Raw genomic sequence first — 24,699 nt, forward strand, 5'->3', positions numbered from 1 at the left:
CAACCAGGTCACACTCGCAGAAGGTCGGTGAATGTCGGCTCCTCCGCTGTTCCGGATCGCAGATGCGCGCCGGATCTCAGTGGTGCGCGAGGTCGCCCAGGTGCAGCAGGTCTTCGACGAGGATCCGGTCGGCACCTGCATGGTGGCGGCTCGCGTCGGCGACCACGGCCTCGATCCGGTGGCCATCGGCGGTGAGCTGTGGACGCGTAGCCGGCCCGCCGAGTCGCTGTGCTTCGCCGGGGTGAACCTGATTCCGATGCGGGGTACCGCGGCCGACATGATGGTGTTCGCCGACAAGGTCATGAGTGCGCCGCGGCGGTGTTCGTCGCTCGTGGGCCGCGCCGAGTTGGTGCTGCCGATGTGGCAGCAGCTGGCCCAGGTGTGGGGCCCGGCCCGCGAGGTCCGCGACTGCCAGCCGCTGCTGACTCTGTCCGACGCTCCGCAGTGCCCCGTCGACCCCGCGGTGCGCCCGGTCCGGATGGACGAGCTGGACGCGTATGTCGTTGCGGCAGTGGACATGTTCATCGGTGAGGTGGGTGTCGACCCGCGGATGGGCGACGGCGGCCGCGGCTACCGCCGCCGGCTGGCGGGGCTGATCGCCGCGGGCCGGGCCTGGGCGCGGTTCGAGGACGGCCAGGTCGTGTTCAAGGCGGAGATCGGCGCCCAGACGTCGCGGGTCGGTCAGATCCAGGGTGTGTGGGTACACCCGGACTGGCGTGGCCGCGGTCTCGGTGCCGCCGGCACGGCAAGCTTGGCGTCGGCGGTGCTGCGCAGCGGCCGGACGCCCAGCCTCTACGTCAACGATTTCAACGCCCCGGCTCGGGCGATCTACCGGCGTATCGGGTTCAGCCAGCTGGGTACGTACGCCACCGTGTTGCTGGACTGACGTTTTCGCGCCCGACATGCGCGTTGGGCACGCGACACGCCGGCCGGGCGGTGTGGAACGTCGATCTCGAGGTCGCCCGCCGGGGGCCGGCCAGGCTCGCAATCTGGCGTAGCTCACAAAACTGTCACGGTTGTATCTCGGTGTGCCTCCATGCCACGGGCTGGTCACACTTCTAACATCAGCCCCAATGGCAACGCACACATCATCCGTTTCACGCTCGGCCGCGTTGTTGTCGGTGGTGGCGGTCGCAGGAGCGATGACGGCCTGCACCCCGAAGCCCAACGGCCCCGAGCCCACCGCGCAGGCGTTCTTCGCCGCGCTCGGCCGCGGCGACACCGGTGCCGCCGCCGACCTGTCCGACAAGCCCAACGAGGCCCGCACCGCGATCAACCAGGCCTGGTCCGGCCTGCAGGCGACCAAGCTCGACGCGCAGGTGCTCGGCTCCAAGTACACCCAGGACACCGGCAAGATCACCTACCGGTACACCTGGCACCTGCCCAAGGACCGCACCTGGGCCTACACCGGACAGCTCAACATGATCCGGCAGGACGGCCGGTGGCAAGTCCGTTGGGGCAGCACGGATTTGCATCCCAACCTGGGGGAGCACCAGAGCTTTCAGCTGCGCGCCGACCAGCCGATCCGCGCCTCGGTCAACGAACTCGGCGGCACGAACGTTCTGGTACCGGGGTACCACTACAACTACGCACTGAACGCCCGGTCCGCGGCGGGCGAGCTGATGCGGACCTCCCGCGTGGTCGCCGACGTCCTGCGGCAGTTCGACAACACCATGGACGCCCAGCGGCTCGCCGAACAGGCCAGCTCGTCCACCGGACCGCTCAACCTGATCACCCTGCGCCGCGAGGACAACGACAAGGTGTCGGGGTTGCTGGGCCATCTGCCCGGTGTGGTGATCACGCCGCAGCCGGAGATGGTCCCCACCGATCCCCGATTCGCGCCGGCCATCGTCACCGAGGTCAAGAAGCAGGTCGCCGATCAGCTGGTCGGCCAGCCGGGTTGGCGCGTCGTCAGCGTCAACCAGAACGGCGCCGACATCGACGTCCTGAACGAGGTACCGGGTAAGCCGGCCCCGTCGATCACCATCAGCCTGGACCGCAACGTGCAGAACGCCGCCCAGGATGCGGTGAACATGGTGGGCCGCAAGGCGATGATCGTCGCCATCAAGCCGTCGACCGGCGAAATCCTGGCCGTGGCCCAGAACGCGGCCGCCGACGCCGACGGCCCCACCGCCACCATGGGCCTGTACCCGCCCGGGTCGACGTTCAAGATGGTCACCGCCGGCGCTGCCATCGAGACCGACATGGCCGGCCCCAACACGCTGCTCGGCTGCCCCGGCACCATCGACATCGGGCATCGCACCATCCCGAACTACGACCGGTTCGACCTCGGCGTCGTCCCGATGTCCAGGGCTTTCGCGAACTCGTGCAACACGACCTTCGCCGAACTGGCCAGCCGGATGCCGCCGCGCGCCCTGACGAACGCGGCCGCGCAGTACGGCATCGGCGCCGACTACCAGGTCGCCGGCATCGACACCGTCACCGGGAAGGTGCCGCCCACGGTGAACCTGGCCGAGCGCACCGAGGACGGCTTCGGCCAGGGCAAGGTGGTGGTCAGCCCGTTCGGCATGGCACTGGCGGCGGCGACGGTCGCGGCCGGAAAGACCCCGCTCCCGCGGCTGATCGAAGGCCGCCCGACCACCGTCTCCGGCAATACGGCGCCGATCACGCCCAAGATGGTCGACGGTCTGCGGCCCATGATGCAGCTGGTGGTGACCAACGGCACAGCCAAGGATCTGCGCGGCAGCGGCGACGTGCGCGGCAAGACCGGGGAAGCCGAGTTCCAGGGTGGTTCGCACGCCTGGTTCGCCGGCTACCGCGGTGACATGGCCTTCGCGGCCCTCATCGTCGGCGGTGGCGGGTCGGAGACGGCGGTCCGGATGTGCCGGGACATGTTCAAGGGCCTGCCGCCCGATTACCTGGCCTGACCGAAGCCCCTGACATGAGTAGCCTGTTTGGGTGACCAACAGCGACGAGATCGCGGTCCTGCGCGTCTCCGACGCCGACCGCAACGGCACGCTCCGGCGGCTGCACAACGCGGTGGCCCTGGGGCTCATCGACATGGACGAGTTCTCCGAGCGGTCCGCGCTGGTCGCTCTTGCCCGTCAGCAGGGCGAGCTGGCGGTGCTGGTCGGCGACCTGCCCGCGCCCAACGCGATCGTGACGGGCTCGGCCGACCGCGTCGAGCTGCGCGGTGTCATGGGGTCGCTCAAGCGGCAGGGTGAGTGGGTCGTGCCGACCCGGCTAGCGCTGGTCCGCCGCGTCGGCTCGATCGACCTGGACCTGACCCGGGCCCGGTTCGGCGGGCCCATCGTGGTCATCGAACTCGATCTCAAGTTCAGCTCTCTGGATCTCCGGCTGCCCGAGGGCGCCAGCGCCTCCATCGACGACGTCGAGGTGGCGGTCGGCAGTGCCACCGACCATCGCAAGGACGCGCCCGCCGACGGCACCCCGCACGTCATCCTCACCGGGCGGGTGGTCTTCGGGTCGGTCGATATCCGCGGGCCGCGCCGGACGTGGTTCGGCCGCGGCGACCGATAACTCCGGCGCTCGCTAAGCTGGGACGATGTCTGTTCGAACCGCGCTTCGCCCCGGCGAGGTGTCTCCGACCCTGCCGGTGCCCAAGTCGATCCCGCGTCCCGAGTACGCGTGGAAGCCGACGGTGCGCGAAGGCAGCGAGCCCTGGGTGCAGACGCCCGAGGTGATCGAGAAGATGCGCGTCGCCGGCCGCATCGCGGCCCAGGCGCTCGCCGAGGCCGGCAAGGCCGTCGCACCCGGCGTCACGACCGACCACCTGGACCGGGTGGCGCACGAGTACATGCTCGACCACGGCGCGTACCCGTCGACGCTGGGCTACAAGGGTTTTCCCAAGTCCTGCTGCACCTCGCTGAACGAGATCATCTGCCACGGCATCCCCGATTCGACGGTGATCGAGGATGGTGACATCGTCAACATCGACGTCACCGCCTACAAGGACGGCGTGCACGGCGACACCAACGCCACCTTCCTGGCCGGCGACGTGTCCGAGGAGCACCGCCTGCTGGTCGAGCGCACCCACGAAGCCACCATGCGGGCCATCAAGGCCGTCAAGCCGGGGCGGCAGCTGTCGGTGATCGGCCGCGTCATCGAGTCGTACGCAAACCGGTTCGGCTACAACGTGGTTCGCGACTTCACCGGGCACGGCATCGGCGAGACGTTCCACAACGGCCTGATCGTGCTGCACTACGACAAGCCCGAGGTCGACACCGTGCTGGAGCCGGGCATGACCTTCACCATCGAGCCGATGATCAACCTCGGCTCGCTGGACTACGAGATCTGGGACGACGACTGGACCGTCGCGACCGTGGACAAGAAGTGGACGGCGCAGTTCGAGCACACCCTCGTGGTGACCGACGACGGCGCCGAAATCCTGACCCTGCCGTGATGTGACCGGCGGGGCTCTGCTGGTCGCCGGCACCACATCGGACGCCGGTAAGTCGATGGTGGTGGCCGGCCTGTGCCGGCTGCTGACCCGCAAGGGCGTGCGGGTCGCGCCGTTCAAGGCCCAGAACATGTCCAACAACTCAGCCGTCACGGTCGAGGGCGGCGAGATCGGGCGCGCCCAGGCGATGCAGGCCCGGGCGGCGGGGCTGGCGCCGAGCGTGCGGTTCAACCCGGTCCTGCTCAAGCCCGGCGGGGACCGGACGTCACAACTCGTGGTGCGCGGCGTCGTCGCCGGCACGGTGGCGGCGGGGGACTACTTCACCCGCCGGACGCAGCTGGCCGGCGTCGTGGCCGACGAATTGGCCGCGCTGCGAAGCGAATTCGATGTGGTGATCTGCGAAGGCGCCGGCTCGCCCGCCGAGATCAACCTGCGGGCCACCGACGTGGCCAACATGGGCCTGGCCCGCGCCGCGAACCTGCCGGTGGTCGTCGTCGGCGACATCGACCGCGGCGGGCTGCTGGCGCACCTGTACGGCACGGTGGCGGTACTGGAACCTGCGGACCAGAAACTGATCGCCGGATTCCTCGTCAACAAGTTCCGGGGCGAACCGGCGCTGCTGGAACCCGGCCTGCGGCAACTGGAGTCGCTCACCGGCCGCCCGACCTACGGCGTGATCCCGTACTGCGACGACCTGTGGCTCGACGCCGAGGACTCGCTGTCGGTCACGCCACGCGGGCAGCTGGGCCGGCCGACGGCGCCGCGGGGCCGGGATGTCCTGACCGTGGCCGCCGTGCGTCTGCCCCGCATCTCGAACTCCACGGACGTCGAGGCCCTCGCCTGCGAGCCGGGGGTGTACGTCCGCTGGGTTGACACCGCGGCCGAGCTGGCCGGCGCCGATGTGGTGGTGCTGCCCGGCAGCAAGGCGACGGTCTCCGACCTGAACTGGTTGCGGGACCGTGGACTCGCGGAAGCCGTTGTCGCACATGCCCGGTCCGGTCGCGCGGTGCTCGGCGTCTGCGGCGGGTTCCAGATGCTGTGCATGACGATCCACGACACCGTCGAGTCCGGCGCGGGTCGGGTTCCCGGTCTGGGTCTGCTCGACGCCGACATCGAGTTCGACGTCGCCAAGACCCTGAAACACTGGGACACCCCGTTGTACGGCTACGAGATTCACCACGGCCGGGTCGCGCGGTGCGCGGAGCCGGACTGGCTGGGCGTCGGCATCCGCCACGGCCAGGTGTACGGCACCCACTGGCACGGACTGCTGGACAACGACGCCGTGCGGCGGGCCTGGCTCACCGAGGTCGCCACGGGCTGTGGCAAGGATGGGTTCGTCGTGGCCGACGACGTGAACGTCGCCGCGCTGCGCGACGCGCAACTCGACGTGATGGCCGATCTGCTTGCCGCACATGTGGATGTCGACACGGTGCTGAAGCTCGTCGAGTCCGGTGCGCCGGCCCGGCCGGTGATCACCGGCAGCCTGCTCGCGTGATCAGCTCGGCTCGCCCACGGGCTCGGCCGGTGCTGTCGGCGCCGTCGGTTCTATCGGCTCCTCGACCTGCTTGATGGGGCCGGTGAACCAGTTCTTCACCGACACGTGCCAGTAGATGTAGAGCAAGACCAGGACACCACCGACCAGCAACGGCGTGTAGTTCACGAACTTCCACTCGAAGCTCGGGTCCCACGGCACGCCGCCGAGGGATGTCGGGAACATCGCGATGATCGAGGTGATCGTGATCTCGGCCAGCGCCACCGGCGCCATCCAGCGATGGTGGCCGCGCAGATTCCAACTGCCCGTTTGGAATTCATCGCCGGCACGCCAGCGGTAGTAGATCGGCACCGCGAAGCACAGGTAGACCCCGACGACCCCGATGGAGACGACGGCGTAGAACGCCACCGGAGTGGGCGTGCCGTTGATGTCGACCTTGACCAGGGCCGGCAGCGTGAGTGCGGCGGCCACGACCGCGGTGATCGTGACGCTGTGTGTCGGAACCCGGTGCTTGTTGACCTCCGACCACCACCGATGGCCGGGCACCGCGCGGTCCTGGCTGAACGCGAACAGCATCCGGGATGCGCTGGTCTGGCAGGCGACGGCGCAGAAGAACTGGCCGGCTGTCGAGATGAACAGCACTGCCGTCGCCCAGTTCGAACTCATGGCCTGGTTGAAGATGGCGGCCACCGCGCCGCCGCCCTTGGATACCGCGTCGGAATCCTGGACGGCAAACAGGAAGGCCAGCAAGAGGATCCAGCCGCCGACGGCCGAGTAGAAGATGGACCGCCAGATGCCCTTGGCGGCCGCACCCGCCGCGCTCTTGGTTTCCTCCGACAGGTGTGCCGACGCGTCGTAGCCGGTGATCGTGTACTGCGTGAGGATCACCGAGATCGGCAGCACCACCAACAGCCAACCGGCGCCCGAGGTGGCGCCGCCGAACATGCCGCTGTTGTTGATCGTCTTGGCGAAGACGTCCGAGAAACTCGCGTGGTGAGTCGGTACGAAGATCAGGATGCCGATGACCGCGGCCGCGCCGAAGACGTGCCACCATACGGAGACGTTGTTGATGATCGCCAGCAGATGGCTGGAGAAGATGTTGATCAGCGCCGAGATGCCCAGGATCGCAACGAAGATGACGAAGGTCCGGGTGAGGCTGTATCCCGCCAGCCAATCGGCGCTGAGAGTGCCCAAGGTGAGGTCGATGAACGTCGCGCAGCCGTAGGCCACGGACGCGAGGATGGCCACCAGTCCGATGAGGTTGAGCCAGCCGGCGTAGAAGCCGGCTTTCGCGCCGCCGAGTTTTGCTGCCCACCAATAGATTCCGCCGGAGGTCGGGAAGGCCGACACCAGTTCGGACATACAGAGGCCGATGACGAGGATGAATGCCGCGACGATCGGCCAGCCCCAGGCGATCGCGGCCGGTCCGCCGTTGTTCCAGCCCAGCCCGAACGAGGTGAAGCACCCCGAGAGGATGGAGATGATCGAGAACGAGATGGCGAAATTGCTGAACCCGGACCAGGAGCGCTGCAGTTCCTGGCTGTATCCGAGCTTGGCCAGTAGCAGCTCGTCTTCGGTGAGTGCTTCGTGTCCTTCTGGCACTGTGGCCTCCTTAGGCGCCCCCGGATGTTGAAGAACAATAGGGTCAGTCCGGGTTTCGCGCTGGCCAACGGGTCCTGGCGTTACGGCGATGTTTCGGCCCGCGCTCAGCCGTGCAGTATGCGGTATTCCTCGATGGCGCCGGGGTGCAACGGGATTCGGCCGGTCTGGATCATCGACGGCGGCTGCAGGTACTGCAACCCGCGGACTTCCGGCGGCATGAGCTGCGTCGCGTCGTTCGCCAAGACATCGACCGCGGCCGCCGCCAACGCGTTCGGCAGGCCGGGCCGGCACAGCAGCAGATCGGGGGAGCCGATGGTGTACACGCTGGACGGCACATAGGCGCCGATCGGCGCCCGCAGGAGCAGGTAGGGGTAGGACGCCAGTTCCGTCATCGGTGCGACCCACGGCGTCAGGTCCAGGATGCGCAGCGGCAGCGTCTTGTCGAGCTCGGCGATGGCGGGCGTGGGGATGCCGCCGGACCAGACCAGCGCGTCGATGGTGTGGTTGCCGAGGGCGGCCACCGCATCGTTCAGGCGCAGGTCGACCCGCCGGACCCGGTCAGCCAGATTCGCCGCGCGAAACAGCACCGTGGTGATGGCCGCGACGCCGGAGCCGGACGGTCCGGTGGAAACCGTCAGTCCGGCAAGGTCATTCACCTGTCGGATGGCGGAGTGGTCGGGGACGACCAGCTGCAGGTAGTTCTCGTAGACTCGCGCGACCGCAGGCGGGAGGTCGGCGGCCGGCCGGGTTCGCAACTGCTGCTCGACCACGTCGGCTTGCGCGAGTGCCATGTCCGCCTGGCCCGACCGCAGGAGCTCGAGATTGTCGACGCTGCCCGCGGTGGGCATCACTGTGACCGTGATGCCGGGATACCGAACCCGTAGGCGCTGGGCGAAGATCTCGCCCACCGCCAGGTAGAGACCACCGCGATCTCCGGCGGCCAGGCGGATTGTGCCCTGGGCGTTGTTCGGCAGGCAGCCCGCGGCGACCGCCGCGGCAGAGGAGGCGAGGAACGCGCGCCGGGTCAGGGTCATGATGTGCTCGCCGGCAGGTGATAGCGGACCGCGAGACCACCGTCGGGGGACCGCTCGACCGACGCCAATCCGCCGTGTGCGGCCGCGATTTCGGTGGCGATGGCCAGGCCGAGGCCGGTGCCCTGGCTGTCGTCGTGCCCGCGCCAGAACCTGGTGGCCGCCTGCGAGACGGTGTCGGCCGGTAGGCCGGGGCCGTTGTCGCTGACGGTGAGATCGATGCCGGTGTCGGTGGGCAGCGTCGACACGGTGACGGTGGTGCCCGTACCGGAGTAGCGCAAGGCGTTGTCCAGTGCGATGTCCAAGAGTTGCTCGACATCGTGGCGCGGCATCTGGACGGCGAGGTGGGGGTGGGCGGTCTCGAAGCGCAGTCGCTGGTCGTTGGGATCTGCGGTGGTCTGCCAGAAGTCCAGCCGCTGCTCGACGACGCTGTCCAAATCGGTCGAATCATGCACTGCCGCAACCAGACCGGAACGGTGGCTGTGGCTGGCCTCCTCGGCGCGCGCCAGGCGGAGCAACTGGGCCAGCAGGTTCTCCAACCGGTCCAGCTCCGCCGACATCGAGTCGTAGGTCGGGCGCCCCGATGCGGCGACGTGGTCTTCGAGGGTGTCGGCGCGCAGCCGCACGGCGGCCAGTGGGTTGCGCAACTGGTGGGAGGCGTCGGCGATCAGCCGGCGTTGATGATCGAGCGAGGCGTGCACCGCCTGCGCCATGGCGTTGAACGCCGACGTGAAGCGCCGCAGCTCAGGCGGTCCCGACACGTGAGCCGGCTGGCCGGCGATGCCGCCGGCCATGTCCTCGACGGCCCGCTCCAGCCCGACCAGCGGCCGCAGCACCCACCGGGTCACGCTCTGCGCGGTGACGGCCGCAACCCCGAGCAGGACGATGCAGCCCGCCGCGATCCACAACCAGTCCACGGTGATGTCGTGTGCGGCGGTGGCCGGGTCGACGCCCAGGACCACCGCCCCGACCAGCTCGCCGTTGCGCCGAATTCCCTTGGCCTGCAGCATCGGTCGCCGGTCCCACGGCATGATCCGGCCCCGCGGTGCGGCGGGAGCGTCGGACAACGCGCGCTCGGCGGCCGTCGTCACTCCCGGATCGGTGACCGACAACCCGGCGGCGGCGAGCGTCCGGCCGTCCGCGTCGACGATCAGCACCCCTTCGCCGTACACCCGGTGGTAGCGCTCGACCAGTTCGGTGTCGAGTGCGCCCGCGCTGGCAGCGACGTCGGCCAGCGTCGTCAGTTGCCGCTCGCGTTCGGTGTGCAGCACGTTGGTGCGGTGGTCGGCCAGGCTCAGGGCAAGCGGGATCGCCAACGCCGCCGTCGCGATGAGCAGCAGCGTCATCAGCAGCGCACGAACCCGCAGACCCACGTCAGTGATCCAACCGGTAACCGAAGCCACGCACGGTGTGCAGCGGTATTCCGGCCAGCTTGGACCGAATCTGGCCCACGAAGAAATCCAGGGACCGGGAGCGGCCCACCACCGCGGTGCCCCAGCACTCGAGCATCACCTCTTCACGGCTGACCGCCTCACCCTGACGGGCAGCCAGCGTGGCCAGAATCTGGTACTCGGTCTTGGTCAGCGCCTGTGTCTGGCCGGCCACGGTCACCTCGTGCCGGTCGCGATCGATGGTCACCGGCCCGGCCACCACGGGCGGGCGCGCGAGGGGACCGGTGCTGCGCTGCACTCGCCGCATGACGGCCTCGATCCGGGCCAGCAGCACCGCCTTTCGGACGGGCTTGACCAGGTAGTCGTCGGCCCCGGCGCGCAGCCCCAGCACCACGGCGCCGTCGCTGTCGCGTGCCGTCATGATGATGACCGGCGTGGTCGACGCCCGGCGCAGTGTGCGAAGGACGTCCAGCCCGTCCATGTCGGGCAGGCCCAAATCCAGTAACACCAGGTCGCAGCCCTTGACGCGATTGAGCGCGTCGTCGCCGCGGGTGGTGTGGGTGACGGTGAGCCCCGTCTGTTCCAGCAGCTCGACCAGTGCAGCGGCGACCCCCTGATCGTCCTCGACGAGCAGCACGCGCATGGGCCGATGGTAGGGGGCGTGGTGGGCGGACCCGCTGATTTCGCGCTGAATCTGAGGATCGTGCAAGGAAAGACCCGGGGCGGGCCGCGGCGTCTTCCGGTGGACCCGGTGTGCGGAAACCATGTGCTCATCAACAGGCACGAGGAGGTCACGATGTACCCGAACACCCATTTCTCCCGGGCGACGGTCTCCGTCGTGGCAGGTGCCCTGATCGCCATCGGCGTCCACGGGTCTGCCTGGAGCGCAACCGGATTCGTGCCCGCGGCCGATGCCGTGGCGACCGGCCATTCCTGCGACGTCGCGGTCATGGCGAACACGCTGTGCCAGAGCGGGCAGCACCGGCACGGCACGGCGCCCACGGTCGGCCGGGCCTACCTGGACCTGAACTCACGGCCGACGGCCTGAGCGACGAGAGGGCGGAGCAGATCATGAACGTTGCACTCGCAAGCAGCGCGGCTCGGCTGGCGGCCGCCGCGAACCAGGAATCCTCGTGGATCCCGATGATCGTGTGCTTCGCGGTCGTGGGCATCATCGTCGGCATGGCCATCCTGATGGGCCGGCGACAGCCCCGCCGCCGCGCGGGGACAGGCCGGCGCGCGGGGGCGGCAGGCGTCTACGGCTACGCCGGCTCCGATGGCGGCGGCTGGGACGCCGGCGGGTCCGCGTGCTCGGACGGCGGTGGCTCCAGTGGCTGCGGCGGCGGCGGAGGTTGCGGTGGCGGCGGGTGCGGGGGCGGTGGTGGCTGCGGCGGTGGTGGCGGCTGCTGAATATCGGTACCGGCGGTCCGGTGGTGTTCGCTACGGTGGCGTCATGCCAATCATCCCGACCGTCGACGGTTTCGGCGCCACCGTCGACGTGTCTGGCCCCGACGCCGCCACGACAGTCGTCATGCTCACGACCAAGCCGGCGACGGGCGCCCTGTGCGAATTGCTGCACACCGCATCGCTACGCACCGTGGTGATCGAGGCCGACGACCGGATGACCGTGAATTCGGTTGTCGGCATTCTGGATACGCTCGGGGTGAAGTGGGCGCTGTTGTACGCCGACGGCGGTGCGGGCGAGCTGGCCTGGCACCTGGCGGCCACCCGACTGGATCGGTTCACCGCCCTGGTGGCCATCGACGGCAGCCATCCGCGCGCCGACGGGGCGTCGGGCGACGGGTGCCCGCCGGTGGAGATCAACACCACCGTGGTCGTAACAAGCGCCGATGCCCGCGCCCGGGCGCAGGCCGGACAACGCTTCATCTACGGCGAATTCCGGATGTCGGAGCTGATGGGCCGGCGCAGTGCCGAGGAGTTCACCGCCCAGGTGGCCAACGAGATCGTGCTGCGCAGCAGTACCTGGTGACAGACCAGCCACTGTCGGTCCCGGCCGTTATCGTGACGACATGGAAGGCACGGACTCGACGGCCGGGCTAGCGCTCGCTCCACACGAGTTGCTTCGTGCCTTCAACGCACAGACCCTGGCCCGCGGCGAGACTTATGCGAACCAGGGGCGCGTGGTCGCCGCCAGATACGACCCGGTCGACGGCACGCTCACCGGCTCGTGCCTGGGTTCGAAGTCCGAGTACTACGACGTCGAAGTGGCGTTGTCGGGTCCCCGCACCGGCCTGGAGATCGAATACACCGTCTGCACCTGCCCGGTGGGGCGGTACTGCAAGCACGCGGTGGCCCTGCTGTTGGCGGCGGTCCCGAGCGCACCCCACCGTGCGGCCCCACAACGCTGGCAGGTGGTGCTGGGTTCGCTGCTGGACGAGATGACCGGCGCCGACAGCGACACCGGCGGCAAGCCGCTGGCCCTGGAGTTCGGGATGCTGCCGGCGGGCCGGTACCACACGACGCCGATCGCGACGCTCCGGGCGTTGACGGTCGGCAAGCGCGGAAACTGGATCAAGAGCGGGATCAGCTGGCGGCGTCTGTTCGACACCGCCGACCCGGGCGAGTTCGACCGGCAGCAGTACAGCGCGCTGCGGGCGCTGGTGCTCGCCGTGCCCGGTTACTATCCGTACAGCAGTGACCAGTTGGTGCTTTCCGCTGTGGGACAGAGCTTTTGGAACGATCTCGACGCGGCGGTCGAGGCCGGCGTCACGCTCGTCCCGGGAGCGGGCATCCGGGCGGTGGAGCTCGCCAAGGACGTCCAGTTGCGGCTGGACTTCACCGTCTCCGACACCGGCGGTGCGCAGATGTCGACGGTGCTCGTCGTCGACGGCGAGCCGCGGGCGCCCGAAGGCGTCGGGCTGGTGGGCGCACCCACGCCCCACGGCATCCATCAATTGGTGGACGGCATCCTGCATCTCGGGGCTTTCGCGCCGGTACCCGGTCCCACGCTGCTCAAGTTGATCGCGAACGACGAGAAGGTACAGATTCCGCCCGAGGCGCTCTCGGAGTTCGCAGCGGACGTGCTGCCGCAGCTGCGCCGGACGGTGCCCGTCGACATGCCGGAGGGTCTGTTCGCCGAACCGGACATCGTGGGGCCGTTGCCCGTACTGAGCATCACGGTCGACGAGGTTGACGGCCGCGTGAAGTGGCGCACCCGGTACGAGGTGAACGGGCGGCGCCAGGAGTTCGACGCGGCGGGCGTCACCCGCACGAGCGGCATCCGGGACAACGCCGCCGAGGATGCGATGTGGCGGGCGATCGCGCCCGCGCTGGAACTGATTTCGGGACTGTCGGCGCAGGAGGACCCGCTGGCCTCGCTGTTGCTGTCGCGCCGGCTGTCCCTGCCGCAGATCGCGGTGCTGTGCCACGAGGTGCTGCCGCAGCTCGCCGGGTACGAGCAGCTGATCGTCGAGATCGATGAGCGGGCCGCGGCATTCCGGCGCTCGGTCGCCGGGGCGCAACTCGGGTTCGGTACCGCGTCCTCCGACGAGGCGCCGGCGCAGGACTGGTTCGACCTGCACATCACCATCGATGTCGACGGTTACCCCGTGGCGCTGTCGGCCGTCATCGCCGAACTGGCGTCCGGTGCCACCCACATGCTGCTGTCGAACGGCGTCTACTTCCGGCTCGACACCCCCGAACTGCTCAAGCTCCGGGCCCTGATCGAAGAGGCCCAGGCGCTGGGGGAGCTCGACGGCGACCGGGTCAACGCGTCATCGCTGAACGCGACATTGTGGGACGAGCTGCTGGGCCTCGGCGTCGTCGACCGGGAACTGGCGCAGTGGCGCGACAACATGGCGCGGCTGGCCGCGGCGCAGCCGCCGGTTTCGGTGCCCACGCCGGCCGGACTGCAGGCCGAGCTGCGCGACTATCAGCGCGACGGGCTCAATTGGCTGGCGTTCCTGTGGGACAACGGACTCGGCGGTGTGCTGGGCGACGACATGGGTCTCGGCAAGACGGTGCAGACCCTGGCCCTGATCAGTCGCGCCGTCGAGCAGGGCGCGGGCAAGTTTCTCGTCGTCGCGCCGACCAGCGTGGCATCCAACTGGGCGGCGGAGTGTGCGAAGTTCGCGCCCGGGCTCACCACCGTCGTCGTCTCGAGTACCGAGGCCCGCGGCGCGGTGCCCATCGCCGAGCAGGTCGCCGCGGCCGACATCGTCGTCACGACCTACACGCTGCTGCGGATCGACAACGACCGGTATCGGGAAATTGCTTGGGCCGGAATGATTCTCGACGAGGCGCAATTCGTCAAGAATCATCACAGCAAGACGCACCAGTGCGCGCGTCGTCTCGATGCGCCGTTCAAACTGGCCATCACCGGCACGCCGATGGAGAACAACCTGATGGAGCTGTGGTCGCTGCTGTCGATCACGGTGCCCGGTCTGTTCCCCAGCCCGAAGATTTTCGAGCGCTACTTCCGTAAGCCGATCGAGTCCGACGGCGAGCCCGGACGGCTGGCGCTGCTGCGGCGGCGCATCAAGCCGGTGTTGTTGCGCCGCACCAAGGATCAGGTCGTCAAGGAGTTGCCGCCCAAGCAGGAGCAGGTGCTGGCCATCGAACTGTCGGCCAGACACCGCAAGATCTACGACACCCGGCTGGCGCGCGAGCGGCAGAAGGTGCTCGGCCTGCTGGGGGAGTGGGAGAAGAACCGCTTCCAGATCTTCCGGTCACTCACGCTGTTGCGGCAGCTCAGCCTGCATCCCGGGCTCGTCGACGCCGAGACCATGGAAGCCGGGTCCACGAAGGTGGACTTCCTGATCGAACAACTGGACCAGCTGGTCGCCGAGGATCACAGCGCGCTGGTGTTCAGCCAGTTCACCGGTTTTCTGGCGATCCTGCGCGACCGCCTGGACGCGGCCGGGATCGAGTACAGCTACCTGGACGGGTCGGTGGACGCGCGGGCCCGGGCGCAGGCCATCGACGACTTCAGCGCCGGCCGGACCAGGGTGTTCCTGATCAGTCTCAAAGCCGGCGGTTTCGGACTGAACCTCACCGCCGCCGACTACTGCTTCCTGTGCGACCCGTGGTGGAGCCCGGCCGCCGAAGCGCAGGCCGTCGACCGCGCACATCGCATCGGCCAGCAGCGCCCGGTGAACGTCTATCGGCTGGTGTCCGAGAACACCATCGAAGAGAAGGTGATCGCGCTGCAGGAGCGCAAGCGCGCGCTGTTCGCCGCCGTGATCGACGACGGCGACATGTTCGGCACCGCAATTACCGCCTCCGACATACGCGAACTGCTGGGCTGAGGGAGACTGAACCGCATGCGGCTTTCGTTGTCCGGTCAGGATTGGGGGCGACTGGCGGCGATGTTCGGCGTCATCGCCGCACTGCACGTCATCGGCTGGGGGACCCTGATCCTCGTCGTCGTACCCGAGCACCACACCGTCGGCGGGACGGCGCTCGGCATCGGAATCGGACTCACCGCGTACACCCTGGGCCTGCGGCACGCGTTCGATGCCGACCACATCGCCGCCATCGACAACACCACCCGCAAGCTCATGGCGGACAACGCCGTTGCCCCGCACGGCCGCAGTGGCAGCCGGCCACTCAGCGTCGGATTCTTCTTCTCCCTCGGGCATTCGACCATCGTGTTCGGCCTGGCCCTGCTGCTGTCGCTGGGCATCACGTCGATAGTCGTTCCGCTGCAGGACGATTCGTCGATGCTGCACCGGTACACCGGGCTCATCGGCGCCGGCGTCTCGGGCTTCTTCCTGTACCTGATCGCGGCCATCAATGTCGTTGTCCTGGTGGGCATCCTGCAGGTGTTCATGCGGATGCGCCGCGGTGAGTACGACGAGGCCGCACTAGAACATCAACTCAACAACCGCGGGTTCATGAACCGCATCCTGCGCCGGTTCACCCGCGCCATCAGCAAGCCGTGGCAGATGTATCCGCTCGGCGCGCTGTTCGGCCTCGGCTTCGACACTGCGACCGAGGTGGCGCTGCTGGTGCTGGCCGGGACCGGCGCCTCGGCCGGATTGCCGTGGTACGCAATCCTCTGTCTGCCGGTGCTCTTCGCGGCCGGGATGAGCCTGCTGGACACCATCGACGGCGCGTTCATGAATGTCGCGTACGGCTGGGCGCTGGCCCGGCCCGTGCGCAAGGTCTACTACAACATCACCATCACCGGGCTGTCGGTCATGGTGGCCCTGGTGATCGGCACCATCGAATTGCTGGGCCTGCTGGCCGAGGAGCTGGGGTGGACCGGCGGCGTCTGGGCGTGGATCGGCGGAATCGACCTGAACACCGTCGGATTCGGCATCGTCGGGCTGTTCGTCGTCACCTGGGTGGTGGCGCTGCTGGTGTGGCGGTGGGGCCGGATCGAGGAGAAGTGGACGGCCCGGCTCAGCCCGGCTGACAGCTAGCTCAAGCCCAGCAGCGCGTTTTCGATCACCTCGGGCAGCGCCGGGTGAATCCAGTACTGCCCGCGGGCGACGTCCTGCGCCGTCTGCCCGAACGACATCGCCTGGATCAGGGGCTGAATCAACGACGACGCCTGATAACCCATCAGGTGCGCGCCCAGAATCCGTCCGGTGCCGCGCTCGCCGATCAGTTTGACGATGCCCGTCGTGTCTTCCATGGCCCAGCCGTACGCGGTGTCGCCGTACTCCTGCACCTTGACCACGACGTCGAAACCCGCTGCCCGCGCCTCGGCTTCATTCATGCCGACCATCGCGACCTGCGGATCGGTGAACACCGCGGCGGGAACGAACCGGTGGTCGCTGGCCACCAGCTCGCCGTCCCAGTCGCGCAGCAGGTTCTCCTTCACCGTCCGCGCCTCGTGGTTGGCCACGTGCTTGAGCTGGTGGCGTGACGACACGTCACCCAGCGCGAAAATCCCACGCGCCGTGGTGCGTTGGAACTCGTCGACGACGACGTAGCCGTCGTCGTCGAGGCCCACCCCGGCCAAGTGCACATCGAGCAGGTCGCCGTTGGGCACCCGGCCCGTGGCAACCAGCAGGGCGTCGGCGCGCAGAGTCTCGCCGTCGTCGAACTCGAGCACGACGCCGTCACCGTCGCGCTGGGCGCCGACGACGTTCTCCTGCGTCCGCAGGTCCCATTTCTTGCCGACCACCGCGCTGAACCGCCGGCAGATCTCCTCGTCGCAGCGCCGCAGCAGCCGGTCGCCACGCAGGACGATCGTCACCTTCGATCCGAGCGACGAGAACACGTGCGCGAACTCCACCGAGATGAACCCGCCGCCGATGATCACCAGATGCTCGGGCAGCGCCGGGATGCGCATGATGTCGTCGCTGGTGAAGTAGGGGACACCGGAGCCGGCGATGTTCGGGGGAATCCAGCTGCGCGAGCCCGCGGCGATGACCACCCGGTCGGAGCTGAATTCGTCGCCGTCGGCGGTCCGCAACGTGTAGGTGCCGTCGGGCAGCGTCGGCCCGAAGCGGGTGTGGCTGCCGTAGACCGTGACGTTCGGCAGGCCGCGGCGGTAGTCCTCGCCACCGGCCGCGATCGGGTCGATCCGGCCGAAGACGCGCTCGACGATGTCCGGCCAGCGCACCCCGTCGATGTGCGAGTCGACGCCGAAAGTGGCGCTGTGCCGGATGGTCTGGGCCACGTCGGCGGCGTAGACGAACATCTTGGTCGGGATGCAGCCGACGTTCAGGCACGTGCCGCCGAACTTGCCCTGCTCGCAGATCGCGACCTTCAGGCCGTCGTACCGCTCGTCGAGCACGCTGTTGCCCGAGCCGGTTCCGATGATGGTCAGGTCGTAGTGCTCCATGACGTCAGGCCTGTTCGTGTTGGGTGGTGCGGGAGACCGCTTGGGGGAGGTACCAATCCAGCCAGTGGTTCAGCTCGCCGAACGCGACGGCACGCGGCTCCGGCAGTGACAGGAACACGTCGTGTTTGGCGTCGGTGACCGGGACGATGGTGCTGCGGTTGCCGACACACCCCGCCCAGCGGGCGATCTGGCTGACGTCCAGCACCGCGTCGCCGCGCTCCATGCCGGCCGCGGTCGTGGTCTCGGCGACGGTGTGGTCCGACCGCAGGATCAGGTTCGGCACCCCGACATCGAGGCCGCGATGCAGCTGCAGCTGTCCCCGGCGGATGGCATTGATCCAGCCGACGGTGACCGGGAAGCCGCCCAACGGTTTCCAGTCCAGGTTGTAGTCGAACTCCCCGCCGTGGTCGCGGTGCAGGCTCGTGCCGTAGCCGCCCTCGGTCGGTTTGCGGATCACCGCCAGTTTGCGGAACCGGGCCAGGGCCCGCAGCGTGCCGGACACCGGCGCCGAGCGCAGCGCGGCCGGCCCGTGCAGATCGAAGAACGGGCTGTTGAGGATCAGGCCCCTCACCCGGTGCGCCGCCAGCGCGCCGTCGCGGCGCAGGCGGTCGGTGAACAGCGTCGCGATCAGTCCGCCGGCGGAGTGGCCGTACAGGCACACCCGGGCACCGGTGGTGTCCGCGGCGATGAGCTGCAGGGCCTGACGGAGTTCGCCGTAGTACGACCCCAGGTCGGTGGTGAAGTGCGGGGTCTGCCCGGGGCGCCGCGACCGTCCGCACTTGTGCAGGTCTATCGCGTAGAACGCCATGCCACGGGCAGCGAAGTGATCGGCGAGCTCGGTGTGGAAGAAGTAGTCGGTGTAGCCGTGCACCACGAGCACGGCGTGCTCGGCCCGGACCTGCGGACCACGCCGCACGACGGTGGCGACCAGGTCACCCTCGCCGTCGGGGTCGGGTCCCAGTGCGATGGTCTGCTGCCAGTACCCGGGCAGCACGTCCGGCTGCCACTCGGGTTGTCCCTGTGGCTCCTGCGGCGTCACGTGCTCAACCCTAACTGCGACGAACATCATGGTCGATGGGAGGAGATAGCGCGTCGGCGGCGAACACGGTCGCGATAACCTTGAGCACCGAGCATCCGTCAATACCGGCGGGTAACCCGAGTGCGAAGGACGAGCGATCACGTGTCGAATGCAAACGTAGCTGGGAGCGCACAGACCGACGTCGTCCTCGTGGGCGCGGGAATCATGAGCGCCACCCTCGGGGCACTGATCCGGCTACTGGAGCCGGAGTGGTCCATCACCATGATCGAGCGCCTCGACGGCGCGGCCGCCGAGAGCAGCGATCCCTGGAACAACGCCGGCACCGGCCACTCGGCGCTGTGCGAGCTCAACTACACGCCGCAGAACGCCGACGGCACCATCGACATCAAGAAGGCCGTCCACGTCAACGAGCAGTTCCAGGTGACGCGCCAGTTCTGGGCCTACGCGGTGGAGAACGGGGTGCTGCCGGACGTCAAGAGCTTCCTGAACCCCATCCCGCACGTCAGCTTCGTGCACGGCGCCGAACACCTGGACTACCTGCGCCGGCGCCGCGAGTCGCTGGTCACCAACCCGCTGTTCTCGACGATGGAGTACATCGACGACAAGGACGAGTTCGCCCGCCGGCTGCCGTTCATGGCCGAGCAGCGCGACTTCGCCGAGCCGGTTGCTCTGAACTGGACCACCGACGGCACCGACGTCGACTTCGGTTCGCTGTCCAAGCAGCTCATCGGCTTCACCGCGCAGCGCGGTATGGACACGCTGTTCGGGCACGAGGTGACCAACCTCAGCAAGCAGTCCGACGGCAGCTGGAAGCTCAACGTCGTGAACCGGCGCACCGGGGACCGGCAGAAGATCAATGCCAAGTTCGTGTTCCTCGGCGCCGGTGGTGGCGCGCTGCACCTGCTGCAGAAGGCCGGTATCCCGGAGGCCAAGGGCTTCGGCGGGTTCCCGGTCGGTGGTGCCTTCCTGCGCACCGACAACCAGGATCTGACGGTCAAGCACCAGGCCAAGGTGTACGGCCAGGCATCGGTCGGCGCGCCGCCGATGTCGGTGCCGCACTTGGACACCCGCATCATCAACGGTCAGTCCTGGCTGCTGTTCGGGCCGTTCGCCGGCTGGTCGCCCAAGTTCCTCAAGCAGGGCTCGGTCACCGATCTGCCGCTGTCGGTCAAGCCCAACAACATCGCCTCGATGCTCGGCGTCGGCGTCACCGAACTGGGCCTGGTGAAGTACCTGCTCGAGCAGCTGGCCCTCAGCGAGGGTGAGCGGGTCGATTCGCTGCGCGAATTCGCCCCCAGCGCAGTCGATTCCGACTGGGAGCTGGATGTCGCGGGCCAGCGCGTGCAGGTGATCCGCCGCAAGGGCATCGGTGGCGTGCTGGAGTTCGGCACCACCGTCCTGACCGCCGAGGACGGCCGCATCGCCGGTCTGCTCGGTGCGTCGCCGGGTGCCTCCACCGCGGTGCCGGCCATGGTCGAGGTGCTGGAGCGGTGCTTCGGCGACCGCTACCAGACCTGGCTGCCCAAGCTCAAGGAGATGGTGCCGTCGTTGGGCGTCAACCTGTCCGGCGAACCCAAGCTGTACCGCGAGGTGTGGGACTGGGGGACCAAGGTGCTCAAGCTCGACCAGCCGGCCTGAGTTCGGGCGGATCGCGCATGACCGTCGCGCCGAGGCGCAGCTGGGCCAAGGATCTGGATGCCGCAACGCTTTACGAGCTGCTGAAGTTGCGCGTCGAGGTCTTCGTGGTGGAGCAGGCGTGTCCGTATCCCGAACTCGACGGCCGTGACCTGCTGGCCGAGACCCGGCACTTCTGGCTGGAAAGCCCTGACGCACAAGTCATCTCGACGCTGCGGCTGATGGAGGAACATCCCGGGGGAGAGAAGGTCTTCCGGATCGGCCGGGTGTGCACCAAGCGCAGCGACCGCGGTCAGGGCCACACCACGCGGTTGATGCAGGCAGCGCTGGCCGAGGTGGGCACCTACCCCTGCCGGATCGACGCCCAGACCTATCTCGAAGAGATGTACGCCCGCCACGGGTTCGTGCGCGACGGCGAGGAGTTTCTGGAGGACGGCATTCCGCATGTGCCGATGATCAGACCGGGTCTGGGAGCGGGGCAGCAGTAGTGACCTATCCGTTCAGCGCGCTGGTGGGCCAGGACCAGCTCCGGCTGGCGCTCATCCTGTGCGCGGTGCGTCCCGACATCGGCGGTGTGCTGATCCGCGGCGAGAAGGGCACCGCGAAATCGACCGCGGTGCGTGGTCTCGCCGAGGTGCTGGCCGCCGTGGACGCCGGAGCCCGCCTGGTGGAGTTGCCCATCGGTGCGACCGAGGACCGCGTGGTCGGCTCGATCGATCTGCAGAAGGTGTTGCGGGACGGCGAACATGCCTTCTCGCCGGGCCTGCTGGCGCGCGCACACGGCGGCGTGCTCTACGTCGACGAGGTGAACCTGCTGCACGACCACCTGGTCGACGTGCTGCTCGATGCCGCCGCCATGGGCCGGGTGCACATCGAGCGCGACGGTGTCTCGCATTCGCACGAGGCCCGATTCATGTTGGTGGGCACCATGAATCCGGAGGAGGGCGAGCTCCGGCCGCAGCTGCTCGACCGCTTCGGACTGACCGTCGACGTCTACGCGTCGCGCGATGTCGACGTCCGGGTCGAGGTGATCCGGCGCCGCATGTCGTACGAGGCCGACCCGGCCGGTTTCGCCGAGCAGTACGCCGTCGACGACGCCGAGCTGGCCGGGCGGATCGCCAAGGCCCGCGCCGCGGTGGCTTCGGTGTCGTTGCCGGACAACGAATTGCGCCGGATCGCGGCGTTGTGTGCGGCGTTCGACGTCGACGGCATGCGCGCCGATCTGGTGGTGGCCCGCACGGCCGTCGCGCACGCGGCCTGGCGCGGCGCGTCCGCGGTGGATGCGGAAGACGTCCGCGTCGCCGCGGAACTCGCGCTGCCGCACCGGCGTCGGCGCGACCCCTTCGACGACCCCGGGCTGGATCCGCAACAGCTCGACGACGCCATGGCGCAGGCCGAGGCCGAATCGCAGTCCGCGTCGGAGCCGGAACCCGATCCTGATCCGCCGGGCGGCGGGATCTCCGCGGAGGGCTCGGAAGAGGCCGCGCCGCAAGGAAACTCGGCCGGACCCGGTAGCGCGTCGCGGCCCAGCGCGCCACCGTCGGCGACCTTCCGGACCCGGGCGCTGGTGGTGCCCGGGGTCGGGGAAGGTGCTCCCGGCCGGCGGTCGCGGGCGCGCAACCGCACGGGCACCCCGATCTCGGCGACCGACGATGCCCGGGCCGGACACGGCGTGCACGTCTTCGGCACGCTGCTGGCCGCGGCCGATCGCCGGCCACAGGCCGGCCGCCTGCAGGTGGCGCCCACCGACGTCCGCCACGCGATTCGTGAAGGGCGCGAAGGCAATCTGGTGATCTTCGTGGTCGACGCCTCGGGCTCCATGGCCGCGCGAGACCGGATGTCCGCGGTGAGCGGGGCGACGCTGTCACTGCTGCGCGACGCCTACCAGCGCCGCGACAAGGTCGCCGTCGTCACCTTCCGGGGCGCCGAAGCCGCGCTGCTGTTGCCGCCGACGTCGTCAGTGCACATCGCGAGCCGACGCCTGGCACGTTTCGACACCGGTGGGAAAACCCCACTGGCGCAGGGGCTGCTGGCCGCGCGTGATGTGGTGCTGCGGGAGAAGACCCGCGACCGGGCCCGTCGCCCCCTCGTGGTGGTGCTGACCGACGGCCGTGCGACGGGTGGACCCGATCCACTGGGCCGGACCCGGACCGCCGCGGGTCTGCTCGTCGCCGAGGGCGCCGCCGCCGTCGTCGTCGACTGCGAAACGTCTTATATTCGACTGGGATTGGCGCAGCAGTTGGCCGGCCAACTCGGTGCGCCCGCCGTGCAACTGGCGCAGCTGCGCGCCGACAACCTGGCCAGCGTGGTGCGGGCCGGGCAAGCCGCGGCGTAAGAGAACACAGCAGGAAGAACCCATGCCACAAGGACAACCGCTCGTCGTCCCCAACGATGGACTGACCACCAAGGCGCGCCGCAACGCGCCGATCCTGGCGGTGCACACCGGCCCGGGTAAGGGAAAATCGACTGCCGCATTCGGGATGGCGCTGCGCGCCTGGAACCAGGGCTTCGACGTCGCGGTGTTCCAGTTCGTCAAGAGCGCCAAGTGGAAGGTCGGCGAGGAAGCGGCATTCCAGACGCTCGGCCGCCTGCACGACGAGCAGGGCATCGGGGGACCGGTGCAGTGGCACAAGATGGGCTCGGGCTGGTCGTGGACGCGCCGGCAGGGCTCCGACGAGGACCACGCCGCTGCGGCCGTCGAAGGCTGGGCCGAGATCTCGCGGCGGCTGGCCGCCGAGCAGCACGACTTCTACGTACTGGACGAGTTCACCTACCCGCTCAAGTGGGGCTGGCTCGACATCGACGAGGTGGTGTCGACGCTGACCCAGCGCCCCGGCACCCAACACGTCGTCATCACCGGCCGCGACGCCCCGCCGCAGCTCCTCGACGCCGCCGATCTGGTGACCGAGATGACCAAGGTCAAGCACCCGATGGACGCGGGCCGCAAGGGCCAGCGCGGCATCGAATGGTGAGTTCTCCCGCGGGGACGAAGTGACCACGAATCCCGTCCCGGCGGTCGTGATCGCGGCGCCGGCGTCGGGCAGCGGCAAGACGACCGTGGCCACCGGCCTGATGGGCGCCCTGCGCCGCGCCGGCCACACGGTGAGCGCCGCGAAGGTCGGCCCCGACTTCATCGACCCCGGCTATCACGCGCTGGCCACCGGCCGGCCGGGCCGCAACCTGGACCCGGTCCTCGTCGGCGCCGAGCTGATCGGTCCGCTCTACCGACACGGCAGTGCGGGCGCCGACGTCACCGTCATCGAGGGCGTCATGGGCCTGTTCGACGGCCGCATCACCGAGCAGCCGATGTCGCCGGCGCCCGGGTCGACCGCCCACGTCGCCGGGCTGCTCGGCGTGCCGGTGGTACTCGTCGTCGATGCCCGGGGACAGAGCCAGAGCATTGCCGCTCTGCTGCACGGCTTTTCGACGTTCGACCGAGCTGTGCGGATCGCCGGGGTGATCCTCAACAAGGTCGGCTCGCCGCGGCACGAAGAGGTCCTGCGGCAGGCCTGCGAGCAGGCGGGCGTCCCGGTGTTCGGCGCCATCCCGCGCAACAGCGGACTGGAGATTCCGTCGCGGCATCTCGGCCTGGTCACCGCCGTCGAACACGGCCGCCGGGCGCACGAGGCCGTCGACGTCATGACCGAGCTCGTCGCCCGCCACGTCGACACCGAGGCGGTGGCCCGGTGTGCCGGGATCGGCACTCTTGAACCGCAGTGGGCTCCCGAGCTGGAGTCCGGTCCGGCCGCAACCGTCGCGCTCGCCGCCGGCAGGGCCTTCAGTTTCGGGTACGCCGAGCACGCCGAGCTGCTCGAGATGGCCGGCGCCGAGGTCGTGGCCTTCGACCCACTGACCGACCCACTGCCGGACGGCACGCAGGCGCTCGTCATACCCGGTGGTTTCCCCGAGCAGTTCACCGCGGAACTGTCGGCCAATGCCGTTGTCCGCGAACAGATTGCCGCGCTGGCGGCCGCCGGCGCGCCGGTGCATGCCGAGTGTGCCGGGCTCACCTACCTGGTCGACGACCTTGACGGGCACCCCATGTGTGGCGTGCTGCCGGGTTCGGCGCGCTTCACCGAGCGGCTGACCCTGGGCTACCGCGATGCCGTGGCGACGGTCGACTCCAGCATGCACGCCGCGGGGGAGCGCGTGACCGGCCACGAATTTCACCGCACCACAGTCGAATTCACCGAGCAGCAGCCGCCGGCTTGGGTTTTCCGGGGCGCTGGGCAGGCCACCGTGCACGACGGGGCCGTCCGCGGCGGCGTGCACGCGGGCTACCTGCACACCCATCCGGCCGCGCATCCGCACTCGGTGCGTCGGTTCGTATCGGCGGCAACTAAACTCGCCGAGTGATACTGCGCACGCG

Annotated in this window: 21 protein-coding genes; 15 read left to right on the top strand and 6 right to left on the bottom strand. The window is 69.0% G+C overall.

The window, feature by feature from the left end:
- Positions 1-31: 31 nt before the first annotated feature.
- From ACJH6H_RS12005 to ACJH6H_RS12025, 5 genes are all read left to right on the top strand, one after another.
- Complete coding sequence (locus tag ACJH6H_RS12005) at positions 32-886, top strand: GNAT family N-acetyltransferase (protein WP_212811821.1); 855 nt, start codon at positions 32-34, stop codon at positions 884-886.
- Between the two features lie 187 nt (positions 887-1,073).
- On the top strand, positions 1,074-2,888 hold the full coding sequence (locus tag ACJH6H_RS12010; protein WP_212811820.1) for a penicillin-binding transpeptidase domain-containing protein: 1,815 nt from the start codon (positions 1,074-1,076) through the stop codon (positions 2,886-2,888).
- 31 nt (positions 2,889-2,919) lie between these two features.
- Positions 2,920-3,501, top strand: a complete 582-nt coding sequence (locus ACJH6H_RS12015) for a DUF1707 domain-containing protein (RefSeq protein ID WP_212811819.1) — start codon at positions 2,920-2,922, stop codon at positions 3,499-3,501.
- A gap of 25 nt (positions 3,502-3,526) precedes the next feature.
- Positions 3,527-4,384, top strand: a complete 858-nt coding sequence (gene map / locus ACJH6H_RS12020; RefSeq protein WP_212811818.1) for a type I methionyl aminopeptidase — start codon at positions 3,527-3,529, stop codon at positions 4,382-4,384.
- A 1-nt stretch (position 4,385) separates the two neighbouring features.
- A complete protein-coding gene (locus ACJH6H_RS12025) occupies positions 4,386-5,876 on the top strand; it encodes a cobyric acid synthase (RefSeq protein ID WP_406774918.1) in 1,491 nt (496 codons plus the stop codon).
- On the opposite strand, the gene ACJH6H_RS12030 is transcribed toward ACJH6H_RS12025, so the two are convergent.
- The 4 genes from ACJH6H_RS12030 to ACJH6H_RS12045 all read right to left on the bottom strand — a co-directional run bounded on the left by ACJH6H_RS12030 (position 5,877) and on the right by ACJH6H_RS12045 (position 10,540).
- Positions 5,877-7,475: an amino acid permease gene (locus ACJH6H_RS12030; RefSeq protein ID WP_406774919.1), complete on the bottom strand. Its 1,599-nt coding sequence runs from the start codon at positions 7,473-7,475 to the stop codon at positions 5,877-5,879. It abuts the gene before it with no gap.
- Positions 7,476-7,579: 104 nt separating this feature from the next.
- Positions 7,580-8,509 carry a TAXI family TRAP transporter solute-binding subunit gene (locus ACJH6H_RS12035; protein WP_406774920.1) on the bottom strand — a complete coding sequence of 310 codons (930 nt, stop codon included), beginning with the start codon at positions 8,507-8,509 and terminating at the stop codon, positions 7,580-7,582.
- Positions 8,506-9,879 (bottom strand): sensor histidine kinase, encoded by a 1,374-nt coding sequence (locus tag ACJH6H_RS12040; RefSeq protein ID WP_406774921.1) that lies wholly within the window; start codon positions 9,877-9,879, stop codon positions 8,506-8,508. Before ACJH6H_RS12040 ends, ACJH6H_RS12035 begins: the two co-directional genes overlap by 4 nt.
- A 1-nt stretch (position 9,880) precedes the next feature.
- Positions 9,881-10,540 carry a response regulator transcription factor gene (locus ACJH6H_RS12045; RefSeq protein ID WP_406774922.1) on the bottom strand — a complete coding sequence of 220 codons (660 nt, stop codon included), beginning with the start codon at positions 10,538-10,540 and terminating at the stop codon, positions 9,881-9,883.
- A 60-nt stretch (positions 10,541-10,600) separates the two neighbouring features.
- Here ACJH6H_RS12045 and ACJH6H_RS12050 point away from each other — a divergent pair, with 60 nt between their 5' ends.
- The 5 genes from ACJH6H_RS12050 to ACJH6H_RS12070 are packed head-to-tail and all read left to right on the top strand — an operon-like array spanning position 10,601 to position 16,283.
- Positions 10,601-10,945 carry a hypothetical protein gene (locus ACJH6H_RS12050; RefSeq protein WP_406774923.1) on the top strand — a complete coding sequence of 115 codons (345 nt, stop codon included), beginning with the start codon at positions 10,601-10,603 and terminating at the stop codon, positions 10,943-10,945.
- Between the two features lie 23 nt (positions 10,946-10,968).
- Positions 10,969-11,307 (top strand): hypothetical protein, encoded by a 339-nt coding sequence (locus tag ACJH6H_RS12055; protein WP_406774924.1) that lies wholly within the window; start codon positions 10,969-10,971, stop codon positions 11,305-11,307.
- A gap of 43 nt (positions 11,308-11,350) precedes the next feature.
- On the top strand, positions 11,351-11,887 hold the full coding sequence (locus tag ACJH6H_RS12060) for an alpha/beta hydrolase (RefSeq protein WP_267325598.1): 537 nt from the start codon (positions 11,351-11,353) through the stop codon (positions 11,885-11,887).
- A 40-nt stretch (positions 11,888-11,927) separates the two neighbouring features.
- Positions 11,928-15,164, top strand: coding sequence for an SNF2-related protein (locus ACJH6H_RS12065; RefSeq protein WP_406774925.1), 3,237 nt, complete (start codon positions 11,928-11,930; stop codon positions 15,162-15,164).
- 15 nt (positions 15,165-15,179) lie between these two features.
- Positions 15,180-16,283, top strand: coding sequence for a HoxN/HupN/NixA family nickel/cobalt transporter (locus ACJH6H_RS12070; protein ID WP_406774926.1), 1,104 nt, complete (start codon positions 15,180-15,182; stop codon positions 16,281-16,283).
- Here ACJH6H_RS12070 and mtr read toward each other — a convergent pair.
- Both mtr and ACJH6H_RS12080 read right to left on the bottom strand, forming a co-directional pair.
- Complete coding sequence (gene mtr / locus ACJH6H_RS12075) at positions 16,280-17,656, bottom strand: mycothione reductase (RefSeq protein ID WP_406774927.1); 1,377 nt, start codon at positions 17,654-17,656, stop codon at positions 16,280-16,282. The genes ACJH6H_RS12070 and mtr overlap by 4 nt on opposite strands.
- Before the next feature lie 4 nt (positions 17,657-17,660).
- Positions 17,661-18,695, bottom strand: a complete 1,035-nt coding sequence (locus ACJH6H_RS12080) for an alpha/beta hydrolase (RefSeq protein ID WP_406774928.1) — start codon at positions 18,693-18,695, stop codon at positions 17,661-17,663.
- 141 nt (positions 18,696-18,836) lie between these two features.
- On the opposite strand from ACJH6H_RS12080, the gene mqo reads away from it, so the two are divergent.
- Genes mqo through ACJH6H_RS12105 form a run of 5 tightly spaced genes read left to right on the top strand, consistent with a single transcriptional unit; the run spans position 18,837 to position 24,686 of the window.
- Positions 18,837-20,333: a malate dehydrogenase (quinone) gene (mqo, locus tag ACJH6H_RS12085; RefSeq protein WP_406774929.1), complete on the top strand. Its 1,497-nt coding sequence runs from the start codon at positions 18,837-18,839 to the stop codon at positions 20,331-20,333.
- 17 nt (positions 20,334-20,350) lie between these two features.
- Positions 20,351-20,818, top strand: coding sequence for a GNAT family N-acetyltransferase (locus ACJH6H_RS12090; protein ID WP_061010300.1), 468 nt, complete (start codon positions 20,351-20,353; stop codon positions 20,816-20,818).
- Positions 20,818-22,665 carry a magnesium chelatase subunit D family protein gene (locus tag ACJH6H_RS12095; protein ID WP_406774930.1) on the top strand — a complete coding sequence of 616 codons (1,848 nt, stop codon included), beginning with the start codon at positions 20,818-20,820 and terminating at the stop codon, positions 22,663-22,665. The genes ACJH6H_RS12090 and ACJH6H_RS12095 overlap by 1 nt, the downstream gene beginning before the upstream one ends.
- Positions 22,666-22,687: 22 nt before the next feature.
- Entirely contained in the window at positions 22,688-23,302 is a 615-nt protein-coding gene (cobO, locus tag ACJH6H_RS12100; RefSeq protein ID WP_346414924.1) for a cob(I)yrinic acid a,c-diamide adenosyltransferase, read from the top strand.
- Between the two features lie 19 nt (positions 23,303-23,321).
- Complete coding sequence (locus tag ACJH6H_RS12105) at positions 23,322-24,686, top strand: cobyrinate a,c-diamide synthase (protein WP_406774931.1); 1,365 nt, start codon at positions 23,322-23,324, stop codon at positions 24,684-24,686.
- Positions 24,687-24,699 lie beyond the last annotated feature (13 nt).

It is taken from the genome of Mycobacterium sp. SMC-21 (genome assembly GCF_045310825.1).
Lineage (GTDB): Bacteria > Actinomycetota > Actinomycetes > Mycobacteriales > Mycobacteriaceae > Mycobacterium.

Bases quoted from the DNA above. Each gene is read 5' to 3' on its own strand.
- mtr (WP_406774927.1), bottom strand. From the start codon at position 17,656: ATGGAGCACTACGACCTGACCATCATCGGAACCGGCTCGGGCAACAGC.
- map (WP_212811818.1), top strand. From the start codon at position 3,527: ATGTCTGTTCGAACCGCGCTTCGCCCCGGCGAGGTGTCTCCGACCCTG.
- ACJH6H_RS12035 (WP_406774920.1), bottom strand. From the start codon at position 8,509: ATGACCCTGACCCGGCGCGCGTTCCTCGCCTCCTCTGCCGCGGCGGTC.
- ACJH6H_RS12005 (WP_212811821.1), top strand. From the start codon at position 32: ATGTCGGCTCCTCCGCTGTTCCGGATCGCAGATGCGCGCCGGATCTCA.
- cobO (WP_346414924.1), top strand. From the start codon at position 22,688: ATGCCACAAGGACAACCGCTCGTCGTCCCCAACGATGGACTGACCACC.
- ACJH6H_RS12055 (WP_406774924.1), top strand. From the start codon at position 10,969: ATGAACGTTGCACTCGCAAGCAGCGCGGCTCGGCTGGCGGCCGCCGCG.
- ACJH6H_RS12090 (WP_061010300.1), top strand. From the start codon at position 20,351: ATGACCGTCGCGCCGAGGCGCAGCTGGGCCAAGGATCTGGATGCCGCA.
- ACJH6H_RS12060 (WP_267325598.1), top strand. From the start codon at position 11,351: ATGCCAATCATCCCGACCGTCGACGGTTTCGGCGCCACCGTCGACGTG.
- ACJH6H_RS12045 (WP_406774922.1), bottom strand. From the start codon at position 10,540: ATGCGCGTGCTGCTCGTCGAGGACGATCAGGGGGTCGCCGCTGCACTG.
- ACJH6H_RS12070 (WP_406774926.1), top strand. From the start codon at position 15,180: ATGCGGCTTTCGTTGTCCGGTCAGGATTGGGGGCGACTGGCGGCGATG.
- ACJH6H_RS12010 (WP_212811820.1), top strand. From the start codon at position 1,074: ATGGCAACGCACACATCATCCGTTTCACGCTCGGCCGCGTTGTTGTCG.
- ACJH6H_RS12065 (WP_406774925.1), top strand. From the start codon at position 11,928: ATGGAAGGCACGGACTCGACGGCCGGGCTAGCGCTCGCTCCACACGAG.